We start from the raw sequence: 21,333 nt of genomic DNA, 5'->3' as shown, positions 1-21,333 counted from the left end.
TGGACGTGAGGTGTACTGTGGCGACCGGACGCGACTACCGGGGAATGACGGCTGAGCAACGATTAGCCGACCGCAGGCAGCGGTTGATGAACGCGGCATACACGTTGTTCGCCGGTGTCGGATTCACGACGACCACGATCGAGCGATTGTGCGCCTCGGCCCGCATCTCCAACAGGGCCTTCTATGAATGTTTCTCCGGTCGTGAAGATCTCATGCGGGCCGTTTACGAGCGCTGCGTGGACGAGACGATGCTCGCCGTCTCCCGGGCCGTCGGCGACGCGCCGCCGGACCCGGACAGCCGTATCGAAGCGGGCATCCAGGAGTACATAACTTTCGTCACCCGGGACGTACGGCGCGCCAGGATCATGCACCTTGAGGTGCGCCGTGCCGGAGAGATCCTCTCCGTGCACCGGCAACGCGCCGTCGCCGGGTTCACCGACCTCATCGAGGACGCGCTCACGAACCTGCCCGCGAGCCTGCCGAGTCACCGGCATCTGCTGGCGCTCGGCATGGTCGGCGCCATACAGGAATTGCTGATCGAGTGGGTGCTCGCCGAGCGGCAACCTCCGCTGGAGCATCTCGTCGAGACCGCCGTGCACATCTTCCGGCGCTCGTTCGGCTCCTGAAGGCCCGTCGCCGGGCCGTACACCCCCCAAGCCTCCGGCCGCCTCCGGCGCGCCGAGCCGGCCGGCTAGGCCACCGCCGCCTCCGGCATCTCCACCGTGATCACCCGGTGCAGACGAGTGATCGCCAGCACCCGCAGGACACGAGGCGGCACGCCACGCAGCACCAGCCGGCGTTCGGCGCGCAGGGCGCGGCGGTGGGTGCCGACCAGGACGCCGAGACCGGCCGCGTCGATCATCTCCAGGCCGGACAGGTCGAGGACCAGGTCGCCCTCACCGCGGTCCACGGCGTCGTGAAGGCGCGGTCGCAACCCGGCGACCGTGCCTCCGTCCAGGCGGGAGCCGACGTCGACGACCTGCCGTTCCGGAATTGTCCGGCTGCGCATGGAGTCCTCCTCGCGTCGCGCGCGGCCCAGGAGCCGCGCCACTTCTCCTGCCCACCTTCACCCGCTCTATCCCTCCTTTCCTGGTCGGAGCGCTCACCGGACGCATCGAACGGGTCAAGGCCCCGGCCCGTCACGGTCCGGCGCTCGTTACGCTGGCCGCATGACGCGAGCTGACAACGACAACCCGGTCGTGCTTTCCACCATCTACACGAGGACCGGTGACGACGGCGGCACCGCGCTCGGCGACATGAGCCGCACCCGCAAGACCGACACGAGGCTCGCCGCGTACGCCGACGTCGAGGAGGCCAACGCCGCCATCGGCGCGGCGATGGCCCTCGGCGGTCTCGCACCCGAGGTCGTCGAGGTCCTCTCCCTGGTGCAGAACGAGCTGTTCGACCTCGGCGCGGACCTGTGCATGCCGGTGCGCGAGGACCCGCCGTACCCGCCGCTGCGGGTGGAGCAGGAGTACGTCGACCGCCTGGAGCGGCAGTGCGACCGGTTCAACGCCGGCCTGACCCCGCTGCGCAGTTTCATCCTGCCGGGAGGCGCGCCGGGTACCGCGTTGCTGCACGTGGCCCGCACGGTGGTGCGGCGCGCCGAGCGCACCACCTGGGCCGCTCTGGAGGCGCACCAGGACGTGAACCCGCTCACCGCGCGCTATCTCAACCGGCTGAGCGATCTGCTGTTCATCCTGTGCCGGGTGGCGGCGGCGGGCCAGGAGGTGCTCTGGAAGCCCGGTGGCACTCGCTGACGAGGCTGTCCTCATGATCGGCGGGTTCCAGCCGCAGGGACCCGCTCAGGACTGTACGGCGTCGTTCCGGCCACCCGGAGTCGTTCCGGGCCGGCTCACGGGCCGCAGTGGTCGTCCCGGGCCGGTCGCGGCCGTCCGGGTTGGCTCAGGGTCGTGCCGGTGGCACGGTGGTCAGGCGGCGTCCAGATGCGCGCTCGGCGGTGCGGACTCCACCCAGGCCAGGAAACCCGTCAGCGCGTCCTCGCTCATCGCCAGCGACACCCCGCCGCAGTCGACCGTCCAGTACCCCGCGGGGCCTTCCTCACCGGTGAGCGGACGGCGGGTGGAAACAGTGAGGCCGCGCCTCGCGATAGCGTGACGCGGCCTCAGTAGTAGTCCGAAGAAGGGGATCCAGTGGAGCTCCCCCCCGGCGTAGCGGGCTACCCCGCTCCGCCAGGCACGGTTCCCGATGCGGATGCTGCACAGCACCGTGCCCCGGGATCGAGCGAGCAACACGGCCCTCAGGACGAGCAGGACGGCGATCGCCGCAACGCTCACGAGAATGTCCAGCGCCGCCATCGCCGCCCCCACTTCACTCCGGGTGTTTCCGTCAGACCTCTTCCCCGGCCGCGCGGAGCCGGGCCCTCGCCCGCTTCGCCTCGACCTGGGCTTCGGTGTCCTCGCCGTCGGCCTCGACCGAGGCGAGCGCTCGCTGCAGGGCGTCCCTCGCGGCGGCGACGTCGACCTCGCTGCCGAGCTCGGCCGTCTCCGCCAGCACCGACACGTCGTTGTCGGCCACCGAGATGAACCCGCCGTGGACCGCCGCGACGATGTCGCCCGCTTCACCGCGCTTGACGCGCAGCACTCCGCCCTCTACGAGAACGCCGAGAACCGGAGCGTGATTCGGCATAATACCGATCTCTCCGTCCACGGTCTTGGCAATCACCATGTCCGCCTCGCCGGCCCAGATCTCCCGTTCCGGTGAGACGACCCCGATGCGCAGTTTCGCCATCACATACCTCTCTCGGACGCCGGCACGGCAGGGCCGTGCCGGCGTCCCGTCGTCAGCGAGCCAGTTCCTTCGCCTTGGCGATGGCCTGGTCGATGCCGCCGACCATGAAGAACGCCTGCTCGGGCAGGTGGTCGTACTCGCCCTCGCACAGCCCCTTGAAGGAGTGGATGGTCTCGTCCACCGGCACGAACTCACCCGGCTGACCGGTGAACGCCTCGGCGGCGTACATCGGGTGGGAGAGGAAACGCTCGATCCGGCGGGCTCGCTGGACGGTGACCTTGTCCTCTTCCGAGAGCTCGTCGATACCGAGGATCGCGATGATGTCCTGCAGTTCCTTGTACTTCTGCAGGATCCGCTTGGTCTCCTGCGCGACCCGGTAGTGCTCGTCGCCGACGATCTGCGGGTCGAGGATGCGGGAGGTGGAGTCGAGCGGGTCCACCGCGGGGTAGATGCCCTTCTCCGAGATCGGCCGGGACAGAACGGTCTGCGCGTCGAGGTGCGCGAACGCGTTGTGCGGCGCCGGGTCGGTGATGTCGTCCGCGGGGACGTAGATCGCCTGCATCGAGGTGATCGAGTGGCCGCGGGTCGAGGTGATGCGCTCCTGCAGCACACCCATCTCGTCCGCCAGGGTCGGCTGGTACCCCACCGCGGACGGCATGCGGCCGAGCAGCGTGGAGACCTCGGAACCGGCCTGGGTGAACCGGAAGATGTTGTCGATGAACAGCAGCACGTCCTGCTTCTGCACGTCGCGGAAGTACTCCGCCATGGTCAGTGCGGACAGCGCGACCCGCAGACGGGTGCCCGGCGGCTCGTCCATCTGGCCGAACACCAGCGCGGTGTCCTTGAGGACGTCCGCCTCCTCCATCTCCAGCCACAGGTCGTTGCCCTCACGGGTGCGCTCCCCGACGCCGGCGAACACCGACGTACCGGAGAACTTCAGCGCGACCCGGCGGATCATCTCCTGGATGAGGACGGTCTTGCCGACACCCGCGCCGCCGAACAGGCCGATCTTGCCACCCTTGACGTACGGGGTGAGCAGGTCGATGACCTTGATGCCGGTCGGCAGCATCTCGGTGCGCGACTCGAGCTGGTCGAACGCCGGGGACGGCCGGTGGATGCCCCACCGCTCGCTCACCTGGAGCGACGCGGCGTCGGTGTCCAGCGGCTGGCCGAGCGCGTTCCACACGTGGCCCTTGACGACGTCGCCGACGGGTACGGAGATGGGGCCGCCGGTGTCGGCGACCGCCACACCGCGGACCACGCCGTCGGTGGGCTGCATGGAGATGGCGCGCACCAGGTTGTCCCCCAGGTGCTGGGCGACCTCCAGGGTGAGCGTCTTGGTCTCGCCGCCGAGAGTGGTCTCGACGGTCAGAGCGTTGTAGATGTCCGGCATCGCCTCGACGGGGAACTCCACGTCGACGACGGGGCCCGTGACGCGCGCCACGCGACCCACGCCGGTCGCGACGGTCTCAGCTGTCATTGTGGTTTCTCACTCTTTCCCCGCGGCGGCGTCGGCCAGCGCGTTGGCGCCACCGACGATCTCGCTGATTTCCTGGGTGATCTCGGCCTGGCGTGCCTGGTTCATCTGCTGGGTGAACACCCGGATGAGCTCGTTGGCGTTGTCGGTCGCCGACTTCATGGCGCGACGCCGGGACGCGTGCTCCGAGGCGGCCGACTGCAGCAGCGCGTTGTAGATGCGCGACTCGATGTAGCGGGGCAGGAGCTGGTTCAGCACCTCACCCGCGGTCGGCTCGAACTCGTAGTACGGCAGCGGCCCGCCAGGCGGCGCCTCCGTGGTCTCCTCGACCTCCAGCGGCAGGATGCGCTTGACCTGCACCTGCTGCGTGAGCATCGAGCGGAACTCGGTGTACACCACGTGGATCTCGTCGATGCCGTTGTCCTCGGAGAACGACCCGATCAGGGCCTGGCCGATCTCCTTGGCGTTGGCGTACAGCGGGTTGTCGGAGAACCCCGACCACTCGCCGGCCATGTCACGGCCCCGGAACCGATGCCAGGTGATGCCCTTGCGTCCGACGACGTACGGCCGGATCTCGGTGCCGCGCTCACGCAGGTGAGCGGCGAGCGCCTCGGCCTCACGCAGCACGTTGGCGTTGAAACCGCCGGCGAAACCGCGGTCGCTGGTCACGATGAGGACGCCGGCGCTCGCCGGACGGTCCTTGGCGACGGTCAACGGGTGATCGATGTCCGCCGAGTTGCTGAGGACGGCCGACACGGCGCGAGTGATCTCGCGCTCGTACGGCACGGCCGCCTCCATGCGCTGCTGCGCCTTGATGATGCGCGACGACGCGATGAGCTCCTGCGCCCGGGTGATCTTCGCCGTTGACTTGACCCCTCGGATACGCCGCCGCAGCACCCTGAGCTGGGCACCCATGCGTTACTTCTTCTCGCTGGTCGGACGTACGTGCCTGACGACCTTCTCCTGGCCGACCTCGTCGGCCTCCAGCGCGTCGACGGGCTCGTCGTTGACGAGCAGCTCGCCGCTGGAGGTCTGGAAGGTCTGCTTGAAGTCCGTGATCGCCTCCTTGAGCGCGGTCACGGTGTCGTCGTTCATCTCGCGGGTCTCACGGATGGCGTCCAGGATGCCCTTGTTGCGGCCGCTGAGGTGCTCAAGGAACTCGGTCTCGAACCGGCCGATGTCCTCGAGGGGCACGTCGTCCAGTTCACCGCTGGTGCCGGCCCACACCGAGACGACCTCCTTCTCCACGGGGAAGGGGGTGTACTGCGGCTGCTTGAGCAGCTCCACCAGGCGCGCGCCGCGCTCCAGCTGAGCGCGGGAGGCCGCGTCCAGGTCGGAGGCGAAGGCGGCGAACGCCTCCAGGTCGCGGTACTGCGACAGCGACAGACGCAGCGTGCCCGCGACCTTGCGCATGGCCTTCACCTGCGCCGAGCCGCCGACTCGCGACACCGAGATACCGACGTTGATCGCCGGACGGACACCGGCGTTGAACAGGTCGGTCTCCAGGAAGCACTGGCCGTCGGTGATGGAGATGACGTTGGTCGGGATGAACGCCGAGACGTCGTTGCCCTTGGTCTCGATGATCGGCAGGCCGGTCATCGAGCCCGCACCCATGTCGTCCGACAGCTTCGCGCAGCGCTCCAGCAGACGCGAGTGCAAGTAGAACACGTCGCCGGGGAACGCCTCGCGGCCCGGCGGACGGCGCAGCAGCAGCGAGACGGCGCGGTAGGCGTCGGCCTGCTTGGTCAGGTCGTCGAAGACGATCAGGACGTGCTTGCCCTGGTACATCCAGTGCTGGCCGATGGCGGAACCGGTGTACGGAGCGATGTACTTGTAACCGGCGGGGTCGGACGCCGGAGCGGCGACGATGGTCGTGTACTCCATCGCGCCGGCCTCCTCCAGACGGGCCCGGACCTGCGCGATCGTCGAACCCTTCTGGCCGATGGCGACGTAGACGCAGCGCACCTGCTTGGACGGGTCGCCGCTCGCCCAGTTCTCCCGCTGGTTGAGGATCGTGTCGACGGCGATCGCGGTCTTACCGGTGCCGCGGTCGCCGATGATGAGCTGGCGCTGGCCGCGGCCGATCGGCGTCATGGCGTCGATCGCCTTGAGGCCGGTCTGCAACGGCTCCTTCACCGGCTGACGCTGGACGACCGAGGGGGCCTGCACTTCGAGGGGACGGCGCCCCTCGGCCTCGATCGCGCCTTTGCCGTCGATGGGGTTCCCCAGGGGGTCCACCACGCGGCCGAGGAAGGCGTCGCCGACCGGCGCGGACAGGACCTCACCCGTCCGGCGGACCGACTGGCCTTCTTCGATGCCGCTGAAGTCGCCGAGGACGACGACACCGATGTCACGTACGTCGAGGTTCAGCGCCAGACCGCGCGTGCCGTCCTCGAACTCCAGCAGTTCGTTCGCCATCGCCGAGGGAAGGCCGGAGATGTGGGCGATCCCGTCACCGGCGTCGACGACGGTACCGATCTCCTCGCGCGCCGCGCCTTCCGGTTCGTATGCCTGAACGAAGCGCTCAAGGGCTTCCCGGATCTCGTCCGGGCGGATCGTCAGCTCCGCCATCTCTCTTCAGTCTCCCTAATCATCGGCCGCCACGACTCCTAGCCGGCCAATCGGCGGCGGACTTCTTCGATACGTCCTGCGATCGTGGTGTCGATCATCTCGTCTCCCAGCCGGACCGAGAATCCACCGATCACCCGCGGGTCCACCTCGGTGTTCAGGTGGACGTCCCGCCCGTAAGTGGTGCGCAGCCAGTCGGCCAGGCGCCGCTTCTGGGCTTCGGTCAGCGGCACGGCGCTTCGGACGACGGCGACGAGTTGCTGCCGCTGCTCGGCGACGAGCCTGATGTACTCATCGAGGCCCGCTTCCAAACTACGTCCGCGCGAGTACCCAGCGAGCCGGGTCACCATGCCCAGCGTGACCGGGGTGACCTTGCCGCTCAGCAGCTCGGCGAGCAGCCGCGCCTTGCCCTCGGCGGGCACCGCGACGTCGGCGAGCACCATGCGCAGCCGCGGGTTGGCCTCGACGATGCGGCCGAACCTGAACAGCTCGTCCTCGACGTCGTCGAGCATCCCGCGCGACTCGGCGTCGGCCGCCGCGGCGACCACACTGAGCCGTTCCAGCGTGTCGGCGAGGTCCGGCGAGCGGGACCAGCGCTGTGACACGGCGGCCACCACGACCTCAAGCGCGGCGGCTTCGATCTTGCCGCCGAACAGGGAGCGCGTGACCTCGGCCTTCTGCCCGGCGGGCCGCGCCGGGTCCGACAGGTTGCGGCGCAGCGCGTGCTGGCCGTCCAGCAGGACGGCCACCGCGTGCAGGTCCTCGGCCAGCCGGCCGAGTTCGGCCGCCGCCGCCACCGCGTTGAAGCGCTCCTCCACGGCGGCGAACGACGTACGGCTCATGCCTCTCATCAGCGCACCGCCGCCTGGCCCGTGGACTCCAGCTCCTCAAGGAACCGGTCCACGACGCGCGACTGGCGGGCCGGGTCCTCAAGGGACTCACCCACGATGCGCGCGGCCAGCTCGGTCGACAGGCGGCCGAGCTCGGTACGGAGCTGGGTGAACGCCTGCAGACGGTCGGCCTCGATCTGAGCGTGCGCGGCCTCGACCAGGCGGCGGGCCTCGGCCTGGGCCTCTTCCCGCAGCTCGGCCTTGATCTGCGCGGCCTGCTCACGGGCCTCCTCGCGCATGCGCGCGGCCTCGTGCCGGGCCTCGGCCAGCTTGGCGCGGTACTCCTCCAGCGTGGCGCGTGCCTCGGCCTGAGCGTCCTCGGCCTTCTTGATGCCGCCTTCGATGGCCTCGGTCCGCTCCGCGAGGGTCTTCTGGATGCGGGGGACGAGGATTCTGCCGACGACGACCAGCACCAGGAGGAACGCGAAGCTGCCGACGACCAATTCGTAGGTGTGCGGGATGAGGGGATTGTTCTCCTCAGCCGCCAGTACTGCGATTGCCGGCGTCATTGATGTCATGGATGCAGCCTTCCGTCAGAGGATGAGCGCCTCGGTCAGATGGCTTGGAAGATGAACGGCGCGACCAGACCGATCAGGGCGAGCGCCTCGGTGAGGACGAAGCCGAGGAGCATGTTCTGGCGGATCAGGCCGTACGCCTCGGGCTGGCGCGCGATGGCCTGCACACCCTGACCGAAGATGATGCCCACGCCGATGCCGGGGCCGATGGCGGCAAGGCCGTAACCGATGGCGGTGACGTTGCCGGAGACCTCAGCGAGAATGCTCATTGCTGTGATTCCTTTACTTTCGGCCGGTGCCGGTGCACCGGTCTTGGCTGTTCGGGTTCAGGGACTTTCTCAGTGTTCCGGGTGCAGGGACGCGCCGATGTACATGGCCGCCAGCAGCGTGAACAGGAAGGCCTGCAGGTACTGGATGAACATCTCGAAGCCGGTCATCAGCGTCGCCATGATCACACCGAGGATGCCGACCGGCGCGCCGAACGGCGTGAGCGCCTCGAACAGGAACCAGAAGCCGACCGCGCTGAAGAACGCCAGGATCATGTGACCGGCGAACATGTTCGCGAAGAGTCGGACGGCGTGGGTGAACGGCGCGGTCACGAAGTTCTGCAGCAGCTCGATCGGGATGAGCAGCGCGTAGACCGGCTTCGGCAGCCCGGGAGGCACGAGGTTCTTGAAGTAGCCGGTGAAGCCCTGGTGCTTGAAGCCGAGGTACAGCTTGACGATGTAGATGACCAGCGCGAGCACCGCGGGGAACGCGATGTGGGACGCGATCGGGAGCTGGATGCCGGGGAAGACCCCCATGAGGTTCCAGCAGAAGACCAGGAAGAACAGCGGCACGAGCAGCGGCATCCACTTCTCGGCGTCCTTGCCGAGGAACGGCCTCGCGACCTCGTCCCTGACGAACAGGTAGCCGATCTCACCGAGGTTCTGCATGCCGCGCGGCACGAGCTTGGGCTTGGCGAACGCACTCCAGGCCAGCGCGCAGATGAGCAGCGCGCCTACCGAGGCGAACAACACAGGCTTCGTCGCCCACCCCGGGGCGCCTTCCCAGAGCGGGGGGAAATTGAAGATCGAGGGCCCCGGGGCCTCGAACTCGTCGGCGAGGACCGTCAGCGCGCTCACGCGGCGTTCCCTCCAAGGTGGTGGTTCAACAGAAGACTGCGAGAAGTGATCGGGACGCTCAGCGTCCGTACCTCACATAGACCAGGTAGACCGCGAGCACGGCTCCGAAGACGATGCCTATCGGGAAGAACGCCTCCACGCCAAGCCAACGGCCCAGCAACCAGCCGATGCCTCCCCAGGCCAGCATCCCGGCGATCAGATAGCTCGGGATGGACCATGCGGCATTGGCGAAGTCGCGGCCGTCTTCCTCGGGCTTGCGCTGCTCGCTCATCGCGGGCACGACGATAGCAGGCGGGCAAGGGACTAGTCATATCGGGCCCGCCCGGCCCCCGGGAAATCCTACGCCTCATGTCCTGCCGCCCTGACCTGGCACCTCGGAGCCGGGGTCGACGTACAGCATGCGCAGTTTCAGGAAGGCCCTGATCTCGCCGGCGGTCCACGCGATCGTGCACAGCAGGACGCTCCAGCCGAGCGCGCGCGGGGAGAACGCGGTGGCGTCCTTGAAGGAGCCCAGCAGCAGGACCAGGAAGATCACTTTGACGAGGTAGCCGAGCACCGCCGCCACCATCATCATCTGCGGCGACACGCGGCCGGCCCAGGTGACGGCCATCAGACCGAGGGTGAAGAAGACCACGACCAGCGCGACGCCGATCGCCGCGCCGAGCGCGCCGGGCCCTCCCGCGAGGAACGCCGCCGCCACGACCACGACCAGCCCGACCGCGATGGTTGGTATCGCCGCGCCTTTGAGTGCGCGCACGTCGTTAGCCTGCATCGGCGCTCCAGAGAGAACAGGTTGTCAAGCGAGCGTTTGCTTCCTTACGGAGCGACCGTCTCGTCGCCCCTGCTAGTGAAAGATATCACAAGCTCGGGGAGTGGTCCTTTACCAGGGCTTTCGCCGAGGTGACAGAACGACCCACCACCAGGTGAACAGCAGGTCAACGAGTGGTGGCACTCGCCCTCGCGTCCGGAGGCGACCCCTGCGCGGGAAGGCCGCGCACAGCCGTACCCTGCGTGGCGCCTCTCGTCTCCGCGCCGTCTCTCGTCTCGGCACCGGGCCGTTCGGTGTCGCCGGCGTCGCCGGACCCCGGGCCGCCGACCGGCCGCGCGTGCGCGCCACCCCGGCCCGACCGCCACAGCGGCAGGGCCATCATCACGAGCACGATCAGCGCGAGCAGAACGGTGAGCGGGAACAGGATCAGCGGCACGCCGCCGACCGACATGCCGACCACGCTCGCGGCGAACAGGAACGTCCACGCGTACATGATCAGCACGGTGCGGCGGTGCGAGTGGCCGATCTGGAGCAGCCGGTGGTGCAGATGGCCGCGGTCGGGGGCGAACGGCGACAGGCCCTGCGACGTGCGGCGCACCACGGCCATCAGCAGGTCCATCAACGGCAGGACCATCACCGCCACGGGGAGCAGCACCGGCAGCACGACGGGGAAACGGTTGATCTCGGTGATGCCGGAGTAGTCGACCCGTCCGGTCACCGTGACCACCGACGACGCGAGCACCAGGCCGATGAGCATCGCGCCGGTGTCCCCCATGAAGATCTTGGCGGGGTTGAAGTTGTGCGGCAGGAAACCGAGGCACATGCCGATGAGGATCGCCGCGATGATCGCCGGGACGTTCAGGCGGGTCGGCTCGTGGTCGGTGGTGACGAACGAGTTCTGCGACAGCGCGAGCGAATAGACGAACGTCGCCATCGCGGCGATGCACACGATGCCGGCGGCCAGGCCGTCCAGGCCGTCCACGAAGTTGACCGCGTTGATGGCCACCACGACGACGAGGATCGTGATGATCGTGCGCAGCGTGTCGTCGAGGCTGATGGTGCCGCCGTTCGGCTGCGGGATCCACAAGATGGTGAGCTTGAACGCCACCAGCACCCCCGCGGCGGCGATCTGGCCGACGAGCTTCACGAACGCGTCGAGCCCCCACCAGTCGTCGAAGAAGCCGGTGACCACGATGATGCCGCCGGCCAGCGCGAGGGCCAGGGCCGTGTTGCCGTCGCCGATCTCGGTGGCGGCCAGGGTCTCCCCCAGGTGCGGCAGCTTGGTGGCGACGAACAGCCCGGCCAGCATGCCGGCGTACATGGCGAGGCCGCCGAGGCGAGGGGTGCGGACGGTGTGCACGTCCCTCTCGCGGATCTCAGGCGCGGCGCCGATGCGCAGCGCGAAGACCCTCACCAGTGGCACCAGCAGATAGGTGACCGCTGCCGCCACCAGCGCTATGAGGAGGTATTCGCGCACGGACCCAGTTTCCCGTATCGCCCGGTCACATGTGACCGGAAAAGTACATAGAACGACACATTAACCCGGCGGATACGCCGGATGACCAGCGGTCAGCCTCGCGACCCGCTCGGCCACCGACGTTATCGCACCGGGATCGCGCACCGCGCGCGCCACCAACGAAGCGATCTCCTTCATCTCCGGCACACCCATGCCCTGGGTCGTCACGCACGACGTGCCGAGACGCAGGCCCGAGGCCACCCGGGGAGGCTCCGGGTCGTACGGCACGGTGGCGCGGTTGAGCACCATGCCGGCCTGCGCGCACGCCGTCTCCGCGGCCAGCCCGGTCGTCCCGGCGTCCCGCACGTCGACCAGCGCCATGTGGGTGTCGGTGCCGCCGGTCACCGGCCGCAGCCCCTCCTCGGCGAGGGTTCCGGTGAGGACCTTGGCGTTGGCGACCACGTCGGCGGCGTACCCGCGGAACTCCGGACGCAGCGCCTCACCGAACGCCACCGCCTTGGCCGCGATGACGTTCATGAGCGGCCCTCCCTGCACGAACGGGTACACCGCGCGGTCCACCCGTCCCGCGACCTCCGGCGTGCACACGATGGCGCCGCCTCTCGGCCCGCGCAGCGACTTGTGCGTCGTGAAGGTCACCACGTCGGCGTACGGCACAGGCGACGGCACGGCCCCGCCGGCGACCAACCCGATCTCGTGCGCCACGTCGGCCAGCAACCAGGCCCCCACCTCGTCCGCGATCCCCCGGAACACGGCGTAGTCGATCGTCCTCGGATACGACGCGGCCCCGCAGATGATCAGGTCCGGCCGGTGCCGCAGCGCCAGGTCCCGCACCTCGTCGTAGTCGATCGTCTCGGTGTCCCGCCGCACCCCGTACCCCACGACGTCGAACCACCGGCCCGAGAAGTTGCTCCGCGACCCGTGCGTCAGATGCCCCCCGTGGGACAGCTCCATCGCGAGCACCGTGTCCCCCGGCCGCAGCAGCGCCGCGAACGCCGCGAGGTTCGCCACAGCCCCCGAATAGGGCTGCACGTTCACGTGCTCGGCCCCGAACAGCTCCTTGCCCCGCTCCACCGCCAGCCGCTCCACCCGGTCGGCGACCTCGCACCCCGCGTGGAACCGCGCACCCGGATACCCCTCCGCGTACTTGCCACCGATCACCGACCCCAGCGCCGCCAGCACCGCGGGAGAGGCGAAATTCTCACTGGCGATCAGCTGCAACCGCCCCCGCACCCTCCCGAGCTCCTGCCCGAGCGCCTCCGCCACCTCCGGATCCCCCCGCGCCAGCGCCTCGGCGTCCGCCCCGAAGAACACTCCACCCCTGCGACCCACGACCCCCCCTCCCCCGCACGAGAGACACCGCTTCCCACAGTACGCCGGACCCCTTGCGCCTCCCCGTCGGGGCGGCGCGGCAGAAGTCGCCGGACACTCCGGGGAGACCACTCGGCCGATGGCTTCACCGCCGGTCCGGAGAAACCCCTCAGCCCTTCGCCGGACGTGACGGCGCGCTCAGTTGTACGCGTGCGGAGCCGTGGAAGCCGCCGGGATCCACCTCGGGGTGTCGGCGGCCAGGTCGCTGATCGCGGTGAGGACCGACTGGCGGTACATGTCGAGACGGTTCTTCCACTCGGTCATGTCCTGGACGTAACGCTCGGCGACCGGCGCGTCCCAGACGTCGCGGCTGCGGGCCATCTGGTAGGCCCGGTCCAAGGACGCCGTCAGCGTCTCCAGCAGCGGCTGGGCCTGCTGCCACAGGTCCACGAGCTTCTGGTACTCCGGGTTGAACCGCCAGCTCGTGGTCTGACCGTCCGGGCTGAACGGGTCGGAGGCGGACGACGGCGGCATCTCACCAGGCTGCAGCGGCTGAGGCGCCGGCGGGTCGACATTCATCTGCCCCTCCTCACGAACCGTGCGCGTCGCTGTGACGGCCCTGACGCGCCTCGTCCTCACCAGGCGAGAAAACCCCCGACTGCACGTGACCCGAGCCGCGTGCCTCGCTCACAGGGCCAGCCAGACCGTGCACGGCCGAGCCGGACGGCTCATGCTCACCGGTTCGACCGGGATCGGCAGGCAACGCAGCGGACGGCTCCCGCTCACCGGTCCCGTGCGCCGGCTGGCCGGGGTCGGGAGGCAGCGGGGCCGACGGCTCGCGCTGACCGGTCGGCTCACCCGGGGCTCGCTCCCCCACCGGCCCGTCCGGACGGGGATGTCCCGGGTCGGCGCCGTCCGGCGGGACGATCACCGGGGTGTCCAGCGGCGGGATCTCGGCCATGTGCTCCCTCAGCCAGTGCAGGTGCTCGGCACTCGGCGGCTTCATGGTGACCTCGACGACCCGCACACCGTCCACCTCGATCACGCGGGTGCGCTCCTCGGAGGTGTCGATGTCGTGGGGATTGTCCTTCTGCGGGGTGTCCAGCTGATCCCCGCCTCCAGCACCCACCCGCGCGTCGTCACCAGGCGCCGCCGCTCCCCCACCGTCCACCGGCGTCCCCACCAGGCCGTCCGCCTGCGACGGCGTCCCGCCGTACTCACCGGCGGGAGCAGGGGCCGTGCCGTCGCCTTGCGGAACCGCTCCCGCGCCGTCCCCCTGAGACGGCCCGTACCCGGACGCGGAGCCGTCGGCCTGTGGGGTCGTGACGGCGGGCTCGGGGGACCCGGAGGTGGGGTACGGGTAGGAACCGTCCGGCTGGGGGGCGGAGCCCGCGTCGCCTGTCATCGCGTCGACGGCCTGGGGGTACGGGTCGGGTGCGTCGCCGGGGTAGACCGGGAGCTGCGCCTCGGGATACGGGGTGCGGCCGGAGGGGTCGCCGGCCGTGGGGCCGTCCGGCGGCGCGATGGACTCAGGGGACGGTGACGGCTCCGGGGAAGGTGACGGGTCCGGAGCGGGTGACGTCTCCTGCCAGGGGCCGGAGACCGCGTCGCCGCCGGACTTCGGGCCCATCGGCTCGATGTATCCGGGCTTGTCGTCCTTGGAGGTGTGCCGCTCCGCCGGTGCGTCCGGCTTGCCGTCCGGGGACGTGTCGGGCTTCTCCGCCTTCGGACTGTGGTCGGGCTTGTCGGCTTTCGGCGCGTCATTGTCGGCTTTCGGCCGGTCGTGGTCGGCCTTCGGCGCGTCGTTGTCGGCCTTGGGCCGGTCGTGGTCGGCCTTCGGTGGGTCGTTCTTGTCGACCGGGGTGGCCTCGGGCTTGTCGTTGTGGTGGGGCTTGTCGGCGGGAGGTGGCTCCACCTTGTGGGTCTTGTCCGGCTCGCCCTTCGGCCCGTCGTTCTTCTCACCCTTCGGACCGTCGTTCTTCTCAGGCTTGTCGTGCTTCGGCCCGTCGTCCTTCGGCGCGTCGTTCTTCTCGGGCTTTTCGTGCTTGTCAGGCTTGTCGGCCTTGGGAGCGTCCTTGTCCTTTGGAGCGTCCTTGTCGGCCGGTGGGGTGGCTTCGGGGGACTTGTCCTTGGGGCCCGCCTCGGGGGTGGCGTCCTTGTCGGGCTTGTCCTTGGGTTTGGCGCCGTCCTTGCCGGTGGGGAGTTTCATGCCGGTGGGGCCGGTGGAGGGGTTCTTCTGCTTCTCCTGCTTCTCCAGCAGGGTGAGCCTGGCGTTGACGTCGCGGACCAGCGTCTCACCGGCGTCGGCCACCTGGGCCGGACGGTGGGTGACAGGCACGGAGACGCCGGCGGCGCCGGTGAGCTGGGTGATGCGGGACTCGACGTTCCGCATGCGCGTGCCGGCCGCCTTGACCTCGGCCAGCAGCTCGCGGACCAGCTTCGGGTCCATTCCTTCCAGCTTGCCCATCGGCGTCTCCCGTGCTCGTGGTCGCGCTCGTGGTCCGCCTCGACGGACAGGCTCCCGCCTGCCCGCGCCAATGCTCTCTCGCCACGGCCCGGCGCTCAAGAGCACAGCCGCACATCACGGTACTGAGATCACCCGCTCCACGGTGGCCCGATAGCCATAGAGCATGATTCAGCCCGCGGAGCCGGCCTCCGGATCGGTCTTCTTGGCCGGGCTCGCCTGCGGCGCCGGAGCCGGACCGGCAGGAGCGGAACCTTCGGCCGGAGTGACGACGGCCCCTTCCGCCGGCGGAACGACGGGCCGCTCCCCGGAGACGTCCTCGGTCCGCGCCGGAGCGGAACCCGGCTCCTCGACTGGAGCCGTGCCGGTCGCAACCGGCTCAGCCTTGTCCACGACCGGCTCAACCTTGTCCGCGGTCGGCTCAACCTTGTCCGCGGTCGGCTCAACCTTGTCCGCGGTCGGCTCAACCTTGTCCGCGGTCGGCTCAGGCTTGTCCACGACCGGCTCAGCCGCGGCCGGCTCCGGCTCGTCCGTAGAACCCGCCGGCTTGTCCGCCGGAGTCGTCGTGGCGGTCGCCGGCTCGTCGGCCGGGGTCGTCGTGGTGGACGGCTTCGGGGCTGGTCCGCCGTCGGTGGCGACGTAGCCGATGACGTTGCGGAGTTTCTCGACCGGGATGGCACCCTGGCGCAGGACGCGGGGCACGGCCGTGGTGAGGTCCACGATGGTGGACGGGATGTCGTCGGCGCACGGGCCGCCGTCGAGGTAGACCGCCACGTCGTCGCCGAGCTGCTCCTCCGCCTCGGCGGCGGTGGTGGCCGGCGGCGCGCCGGTGCGGTTGGCGCTGCTGACGGCCATCGGGCCGCTTTCCTTGAGCAGTTCGAGCGCCACCGGATGCAGCGGCATGCGGACCGCCACAGTGCCCTTGGTGTCACCGAGATCCCAGCTGAGCGAACGGCCGGCCCGCAGGATCAGCGTCAGCGGCCCCGGCCAGAACGCGTCGATCAGGTCCTGGCCGTAGGGACCGAGCTCCTCGACCAGTGCGTTCGCCGCGCGTACCGAACCGACGAGCACGGGGACGGGGACGTCGCGGCCACGGCCCTTGGTGTCGAGCAGCGCGTTGACGGCGAACGGCGTGAAGGCGTCGGCGCCGATGCCGTACACGGTGTCGGTCGGGATGACGACGAGCTCACCGGCCCGTACGGCCGCCAGCGCGGCGGCGAGGCCCTCGGCCCGCTGCCCGGGGTCGGCACAGTCATAACGTCGTGTCACGAATCGTCATCCTCCCACGTGGCGCGGGCACTTCGCGCCGCGGCCTCACTCCTGGCCGTACCTCGCGGTGACGAACCGGTCCCGTCCGGCCAGATCCTCATGGTCACGGGTGTCCCGCCAGCCCCGGTCCTCGGAGAACACCAGGTAGACCTCCGACCCCTGCTGGTCGGAGTGCTCGACGGCGACCAGGCCGCCGGCGCGCAGCAGCCGGCGCGCGGTGCGCTCGACGGCCCGCACCTCGTCCAGCCCGTCCTGACCCGAGCCGTACAGCGCGCGGGAGGGGTCGTAGTCGCGCACCTCGGGGTCGCGCGGCACCGCGCCAGGTGGGATGTACGGCGGGTTGGAGATCACGAGGTCCACCCGGCCGTTCAGCTCGGGGAGGCAGTCGGCGAGGTCCTCGGGGTGCAGCGACACCCGGCCCTGGCCGTGCTCGACGATGTTGCGCTTGGCCCAGCCGTACGCCACGGGGTCCACCTCGACGGCGTGCACCTGCGCCAGCGCCACCTCCTGCGCGATGGACAGCGCGATGGCCCCTGAGCCGGTGCCGAGGTCCACGACCAGCGGTGACGCGACGTCCATCTCGCGCAGCCGGTCGATGGCCCACCCGGCGACCACCTCGGTCTCCGGACGCGGCACGAACACGCCGGGGCCGACCTCCAGGGACAGATAGCGGAAGTAGGCGCGGCCGGTGATGTGCTGCAGCGGCTCACGTGCCGCACGCCGCGCGACACCCTCCCAGAACAGCGCGTCGAACTCGCCGTCCTTCACGGTGTGGAGCTGGCCGCGCCGCACGCCGTGGACGAACGCGGCGATCTCCTCGGCGTCGGTGCGCGGCGAGGGGACCCCCGCCTCGGCGAGCCGGGCGGTGGCCAGCGCTATCTCGTCCATCAGCAGGCTCATGGCGGTGTGGGTGAACGCTCCGTGTGGGGTGTCGTCATGCGTGCGCGGCGAGCTTCTCCGCCATCTCGGCGTCGGTCAGCGCCTGGATGACGGCGGTCAGCTCGCCGTCGAGCACCTGGTCGAGGTTGTAGGCCTTGAAGCCGACGCGGTGGTCGGAGATGCGGTTCTCCGGGAAGTTGTACGTGCGGACGCGCTCGGAGCGGTCCACCGTGCGCACCTGCGACTTGCGCTCGGCGGACGCGGCGGCGTCGGCCTCCTCCTGCGCGATGGCGAGCAGCCGGGCCCGCAGGATGCGCAGCGCCGACTCCTTGTTCTGGAGCTGGCTCTTCTCGTTCTGGCAGGAGACCACGACGCCGGTCGGCACATGGGTGATCCGCACCGCCGAGTCGGTGGTGTTGACGCTCTGGCCGCCGGGGCCCGAGCTGCGGAACACGTCCACCCGCAGGTCGTTGGGGTCGATCTGGACGTCGACCTCCTCGGCCTCGGGGTACACCAGCACCCCGGCCGCCGAGGTGTGGATGCGGCCCTGCGACTCGGTGACCGGCACCCGCTGCACGCGGTGCACGCCGCCTTCGTACTTCAGGCGGGCCCACACGCCGTCGGCACCCTTGGCCTTCACGGCGACGGTGACGTCCTTGTAGCCGCCGAGGTCGGAGTGCTGCGCGTCGATGATCTCGGTCTTCCAGCCCTCGCGCTCGGCGTAGCGCAGGTACATGCGCAGGAGATCGCCGGCGAACAGGGCCGACTCCTCGCCGCCCTCACCGGCCTTGATCTCCATGATGATGTCTTTGTCGTCGTTGGGGTCGCGCGGGATGAGCAGGTGGCGCAGCCGCTCCTCAAGGGGCCCGATGCGGCCTTCGAGCTCCTCGGCCTCGGCCGCGAAGGCGGCGTCCTCCTCCGACAGCTCCTTGGCGGCCTCAAGGTCGGCGCGTACGCCTTCCAGCTCGCGGTAGGTGGTCACGATCGGGGTGAGCTGCGCGTAGCGCCTGCCGAGCGTGCGCGCGCGGTTCTGGTCGGCGTGCACGGCGGGGTCGGCAAGGCTCCGCTCCAGCTCCGAGTACTCACCGAGCAACTCGTCGAGTTTCACCGCGCTTCCTCTCCCTCACCGCCGGTGCCGAGCCGGGTGTCCACGGCCCCGCGGCGGACACTCGGGGCCGTCACCAAGGCGCCGGCCACGGGACGTTCCCCGGCCGTCACCAAGAACGCCGGCCCGGCGACGTCCCGTGGCGGGACGCGGTCCGGACCGGCGTTCGCGCCGGGCTACTTGCTCGCGGGCTTCTTGCCGAACCGCTTCTCGAAGCGGGCCACCCGGCCACCGGTGTCCAGGATCTTCTGCTTGCCCGTGTAGAACGGGTGGCAGGCGGAGCACACGTCGGCGTGGATGACGCCGTTCTTGGCGGTGCTGCGGGTGGTGAAGCTGTTGCCGCAGCTACAGGTCACCTGAGTGGTGCCGTACTCCGGGTGAATGTCGGACTTCATGTCTTTTCCTCTCTGGTCGCGGCCGCCGGGTCGCCTTCACCGCTTCGCCGTCGTCACCTGACGAGGCCACGGGGCGTGAACCGGAACCGCCGTTGTCCGGCTACCAGTGTGCCAGATCCTGTAACCACCCCGGCCCACCCCGCATTCCCGGCGCTTCCACCAGCCACGCAAGAGCGGGAACCCCACCGTCCCTGAAGGTCGACACGATCCTCTCCGACCGTGAACGACCCGATCACCTCACGACTCCGGCCCCGTTCCCCTTCGACCCGGTCAGGTGTGGCCGAGGTAGGCCAGGACGGCGAGGACGCGGCGGTGGTCGTCGGGAGCGGGGCCGAGGCCGAGTTTGCCGAAGATGCCGGAGATGTGTTTCTCGACGGCGCCTTCTGTGACGCCGAGACGGCCGGCGATGGCGGTGTTGGACCGGCCTTGGGCCATGAAACCGAGGACTTCGCGTTCGCGTGCGGTGAGAGAGTCGACGGCCTGGCCGTGCCGGCGGCGGCTGAGCAGCTGGGTCACCACGTCGGGGTCGAGCACGGTGCCGCCGGCCGCGACACGGCGCACGGCCTCCAGGAACTCGGTGATGTCGGCGACCCGCTCCTTGAGCAGGTAACCCACGGCGGCGGCCCCCCGGCCGATCAGCTCGGTGGCGTAGTGCTCCTCGACGTACTGCGACAGCACCAGCACCGGCAGTCCGGGCCGCAGCGCGCGTGCGGCGAGCGCGGCCCGCAGGCCCTCGTCGGTGTGGCTCGGCGGCATGCGGACGTCGACCACCGCGAGGTCGGGATCGTGCTCACGCACCGCCTCGACCAGCGCCTCACCGTCCCCCACCGCCGCCACGGTGTCGATGCCGCCGTCCGCGAGCAGCCGCACCAGCCCCTCACGCAACAGCACCGAGTCCTCGGCGATCACCACCCGCATGGCGAGACCCCCGACGAGCCGGCCACGGCACCACCTGTGCCGACCGCGGACTCCACCGGCACGACTGCTCCCCTGCGCTTCACCATTCGTACGGTAGCCGGGCCGAGATCACCGTGGGGCCCCCTGGTGGGCTGTGCACGGTGAGGGTGCCGTCGATGGTGGCGGCGCGGTCGGCGAGGCCGGCGAGGCCGCCACCCGGACGGGCCTCGGCGCCTCCCATGCCGTTGTCGTGGACCTCGACGAGGACGTGGTCGCGTTCCTTGGTGACGCGCACGGAGGCCTCGGTGGCGAGGGAGTGCTTGGTCATGTTGGTGAGCGACTCGGCGACCACGAAGTAGGCGATGCTCTCCACGGCCGGCGGCGGACGGTGGTCCATGTCCACCGTCACGTCCACGTGGACCGGCGCGCGGGCCGCGAGCGCGGACAGCGCGGCGTCCAGGCCGCGGTCGGTGAGGATGGCCGGGTAGATGCCGCGTGCGAGGTCGCGCAGCTCGGCGATGGCGGCCTTGGCCCCGGCGTGGGCCGACGCGAGCAGTTCCCTGGCGGTCTGCGGGTCGGACTCCATCTTGGCCTGCGCGCGGCCGAGGTCCATGGCGACGGCGAGCAGCCGCTGCTGCGCTCCGTCGTGCAGGTCGCGCTCGATCCTGCGCCGCTCGGCCTCGGCGGCGTCGACCCCCCGGGCCCGGCTGGCCCGCAGGTGGGTGACCCGCTCCTCGTCACCCGGGCCGAGCAGCGCGACGGCGAGCATGCCGTGCAGCCAGGCCATGCCGCGCACGACGTACAGAGTGCCGGCGGTGATCGCCAGCCCGAGGACCATCCAGGGAATCGACTCGGGGATCGTGTCGACCACCAGGTCGGGGGTGGTCAGCGTCGGGACGCCGAGCACGACGAACACCGGTTGGAGCGTGAAGCCGATCGAGCTCGTCCACAGCACCACCGAGAGGGTGAACTCGACGAACCCGAGCGGGAACAGCAGCAGCAGGTACCCGAAGTCCTTCCACGTCGCGGGATCGGACAGCAGCCACATGAGCCGCCGCGCGAGCCCCGCGTCCGGCCACGGCCGGTAGGGGTCGCGGATCGTGATGCCGAACGCCGGCCGCATGAGCCGCCGCTCCAGCATCGCCCCGCCACGCCAGCACAGGATGGTCAGCAGGAACAGCGGCACCCCGATCCACACGATGAGCAGGCTGAGCGACACCGAGACCGCGACCGCCAGCGCGGTGAACCAGAAGAGCCCCGGCACGATGCTGAACAGCAGATAGACCGCCGCACGCCACGTCAGCGGATCGAGGAACAACCCGATCGGCCCCCGCGGCCCGAGCGGCACCCTGTCCCGCAGGCTCTCCCCGGCTCGCGCCGCCCCCACCGTCATGATCTTCATTCCTCCCGCACCCCGGCCGGCGGACCGCTCACCGGCCCACCCT

Annotated in this window: 23 protein-coding genes and 1 pseudogene; 2 read left to right on the top strand and 22 right to left on the bottom strand. The window is 70.1% G+C overall.

The window, feature by feature from the left end; genetic code table 11:
- Nucleotides 1-86 precede the first annotated feature (86 nt).
- On the top strand, nucleotides 87-626 hold the full coding sequence (locus BJ992_RS08475) for a TetR/AcrR family transcriptional regulator (RefSeq protein WP_246496561.1): 540 nt from the start codon (nucleotides 87-89) through the stop codon (nucleotides 624-626).
- A gap of 65 nt (nucleotides 627-691) precedes the next feature.
- On the opposite strand, the gene BJ992_RS08470 is transcribed toward BJ992_RS08475, so the two are convergent.
- Nucleotides 692-1,009, bottom strand: a complete 318-nt coding sequence (locus tag BJ992_RS08470; RefSeq protein WP_184979360.1) for an STAS domain-containing protein — start codon at nucleotides 1,007-1,009, stop codon at nucleotides 692-694.
- A 160-nt stretch (nucleotides 1,010-1,169) separates the two neighbouring features.
- Between BJ992_RS08470 and BJ992_RS08465 the strand changes: the two genes are divergently transcribed.
- A complete protein-coding gene (locus tag BJ992_RS08465) occupies nucleotides 1,170-1,760 on the top strand; it encodes a cob(I)yrinic acid a,c-diamide adenosyltransferase (RefSeq protein WP_184979359.1) in 591 nt (196 codons plus the stop codon).
- 171 nt (nucleotides 1,761-1,931) lie between these two features.
- Here the strand turns inward: BJ992_RS08465 and BJ992_RS08460 are convergent, their stop codons facing one another.
- The 21 genes and pseudogenes from BJ992_RS08460 to BJ992_RS08360 form a co-directional block, all read right to left on the bottom strand.
- The gene (locus BJ992_RS08460; RefSeq protein ID WP_343072558.1) at nucleotides 1,932-2,297 is read right to left on the bottom strand and encodes a DUF2550 family protein; all 366 of its coding nucleotides are present in this window, start codon (nucleotides 2,295-2,297) and stop codon (nucleotides 1,932-1,934) included.
- Between the two features lie 52 nt (nucleotides 2,298-2,349).
- A complete protein-coding gene (locus BJ992_RS08455; RefSeq protein WP_184979357.1) occupies nucleotides 2,350-2,751 on the bottom strand; it encodes a F0F1 ATP synthase subunit epsilon in 402 nt (133 codons plus the stop codon).
- A gap of 52 nt (nucleotides 2,752-2,803) precedes the next feature.
- Nucleotides 2,804-4,231, bottom strand: coding sequence for a F0F1 ATP synthase subunit beta (gene atpD / locus BJ992_RS08450; protein WP_184979356.1), 1,428 nt, complete (start codon nucleotides 4,229-4,231; stop codon nucleotides 2,804-2,806).
- A 9-nt stretch (nucleotides 4,232-4,240) separates the two neighbouring features.
- On the bottom strand, nucleotides 4,241-5,143 hold the full coding sequence (locus BJ992_RS08445; RefSeq protein ID WP_184979355.1) for a F0F1 ATP synthase subunit gamma: 903 nt from the start codon (nucleotides 5,141-5,143) through the stop codon (nucleotides 4,241-4,243).
- A 3-nt stretch (nucleotides 5,144-5,146) separates the two neighbouring features.
- Complete coding sequence (gene atpA / locus BJ992_RS08440) at nucleotides 5,147-6,799, bottom strand: F0F1 ATP synthase subunit alpha (RefSeq protein WP_184979354.1); 1,653 nt, start codon at nucleotides 6,797-6,799, stop codon at nucleotides 5,147-5,149.
- Nucleotides 6,800-6,837: 38 nt separating this feature from the next.
- Nucleotides 6,838-7,647, bottom strand: a complete 810-nt coding sequence (locus tag BJ992_RS08435; RefSeq protein WP_184979353.1) for a F0F1 ATP synthase subunit delta — start codon at nucleotides 7,645-7,647, stop codon at nucleotides 6,838-6,840.
- Complete coding sequence (locus tag BJ992_RS08430; RefSeq protein WP_343072969.1) at nucleotides 7,647-8,183, bottom strand: F0F1 ATP synthase subunit B; 537 nt, start codon at nucleotides 8,181-8,183, stop codon at nucleotides 7,647-7,649. Before BJ992_RS08430 ends, BJ992_RS08435 begins: the two co-directional genes overlap by 1 nt.
- A 56-nt stretch (nucleotides 8,184-8,239) precedes the next feature.
- On the bottom strand, nucleotides 8,240-8,470 hold the full coding sequence (gene atpE, locus BJ992_RS08425; protein ID WP_184979351.1) for an ATP synthase F0 subunit C: 231 nt from the start codon (nucleotides 8,468-8,470) through the stop codon (nucleotides 8,240-8,242).
- A 69-nt stretch (nucleotides 8,471-8,539) separates the two neighbouring features.
- The gene (atpB, locus tag BJ992_RS08420; protein WP_184979350.1) at nucleotides 8,540-9,325 is read right to left on the bottom strand and encodes a F0F1 ATP synthase subunit A; all 786 of its coding nucleotides are present in this window, start codon (nucleotides 9,323-9,325) and stop codon (nucleotides 8,540-8,542) included.
- A 58-nt stretch (nucleotides 9,326-9,383) separates the two neighbouring features.
- Nucleotides 9,384-9,596, bottom strand: a complete 213-nt coding sequence (locus BJ992_RS08415; protein ID WP_184979349.1) for an AtpZ/AtpI family protein — start codon at nucleotides 9,594-9,596, stop codon at nucleotides 9,384-9,386.
- Between the two features lie 75 nt (nucleotides 9,597-9,671).
- Nucleotides 9,672-10,097 carry a Cg1360 family ATP-synthase-associated protein gene (locus BJ992_RS08410; RefSeq protein WP_184979348.1) on the bottom strand — a complete coding sequence of 142 codons (426 nt, stop codon included), beginning with the start codon at nucleotides 10,095-10,097 and terminating at the stop codon, nucleotides 9,672-9,674.
- Between the two features lie 163 nt (nucleotides 10,098-10,260).
- Nucleotides 10,261-11,571, bottom strand: coding sequence for an MraY family glycosyltransferase (locus BJ992_RS08405; RefSeq protein WP_184979347.1), 1,311 nt, complete (start codon nucleotides 11,569-11,571; stop codon nucleotides 10,261-10,263).
- A gap of 60 nt (nucleotides 11,572-11,631) precedes the next feature.
- Nucleotides 11,632-12,900 carry a serine hydroxymethyltransferase gene (locus BJ992_RS08400; RefSeq protein WP_184979346.1) on the bottom strand — a complete coding sequence of 423 codons (1,269 nt, stop codon included), beginning with the start codon at nucleotides 12,898-12,900 and terminating at the stop codon, nucleotides 11,632-11,634.
- 177 nt (nucleotides 12,901-13,077) lie between these two features.
- On the bottom strand, nucleotides 13,078-13,458 hold the full coding sequence (locus BJ992_RS08395) for a hypothetical protein (protein ID WP_184979345.1): 381 nt from the start codon (nucleotides 13,456-13,458) through the stop codon (nucleotides 13,078-13,080).
- A gap of 10 nt (nucleotides 13,459-13,468) precedes the next feature.
- Nucleotides 13,469-15,346, bottom strand: coding sequence for a hypothetical protein (locus tag BJ992_RS08390; protein ID WP_184979344.1), 1,878 nt, complete (start codon nucleotides 15,344-15,346; stop codon nucleotides 13,469-13,471).
- A gap of 570 nt (nucleotides 15,347-15,916) precedes the next feature.
- Nucleotides 15,917-16,612, bottom strand: a pseudogene (locus tag BJ992_RS08385) (L-threonylcarbamoyladenylate synthase); the annotation flags it as partial.
- A 45-nt stretch (nucleotides 16,613-16,657) separates the two neighbouring features.
- Nucleotides 16,658-17,512 (bottom strand): peptide chain release factor N(5)-glutamine methyltransferase, encoded by an 855-nt coding sequence (gene prmC / locus BJ992_RS08380; RefSeq protein ID WP_184979343.1) that lies wholly within the window; start codon nucleotides 17,510-17,512, stop codon nucleotides 16,658-16,660.
- Nucleotides 17,513-17,546: 34 nt separating this feature from the next.
- Nucleotides 17,547-18,599 carry a peptide chain release factor 1 gene (gene prfA, locus BJ992_RS08375; RefSeq protein WP_184979342.1) on the bottom strand — a complete coding sequence of 351 codons (1,053 nt, stop codon included), beginning with the start codon at nucleotides 18,597-18,599 and terminating at the stop codon, nucleotides 17,547-17,549.
- Nucleotides 18,600-18,772: 173 nt separating this feature from the next.
- Nucleotides 18,773-18,991, bottom strand: coding sequence for a 50S ribosomal protein L31 (gene rpmE, locus BJ992_RS08370; RefSeq protein ID WP_184979341.1), 219 nt, complete (start codon nucleotides 18,989-18,991; stop codon nucleotides 18,773-18,775).
- A gap of 270 nt (nucleotides 18,992-19,261) precedes the next feature.
- Nucleotides 19,262-19,909 (bottom strand): response regulator transcription factor, encoded by a 648-nt coding sequence (locus BJ992_RS08365; protein WP_184979340.1) that lies wholly within the window; start codon nucleotides 19,907-19,909, stop codon nucleotides 19,262-19,264.
- 79 nt (nucleotides 19,910-19,988) lie between these two features.
- A complete protein-coding gene (locus BJ992_RS08360) occupies nucleotides 19,989-21,281 on the bottom strand; it encodes a sensor histidine kinase (protein ID WP_184979339.1) in 1,293 nt (430 codons plus the stop codon).
- Nucleotides 21,282-21,333 lie beyond the last annotated feature (52 nt).

The organism is Sphaerisporangium rubeum, assembly GCF_014207705.1.
Lineage (GTDB): Bacteria > Actinomycetota > Actinomycetes > Streptosporangiales > Streptosporangiaceae > Sphaerisporangium > Sphaerisporangium rubeum.
The sequence above is the reverse complement of the archived record's forward strand: the minus strand, read 5'-3'. Positions and strand labels throughout refer to the sequence as shown.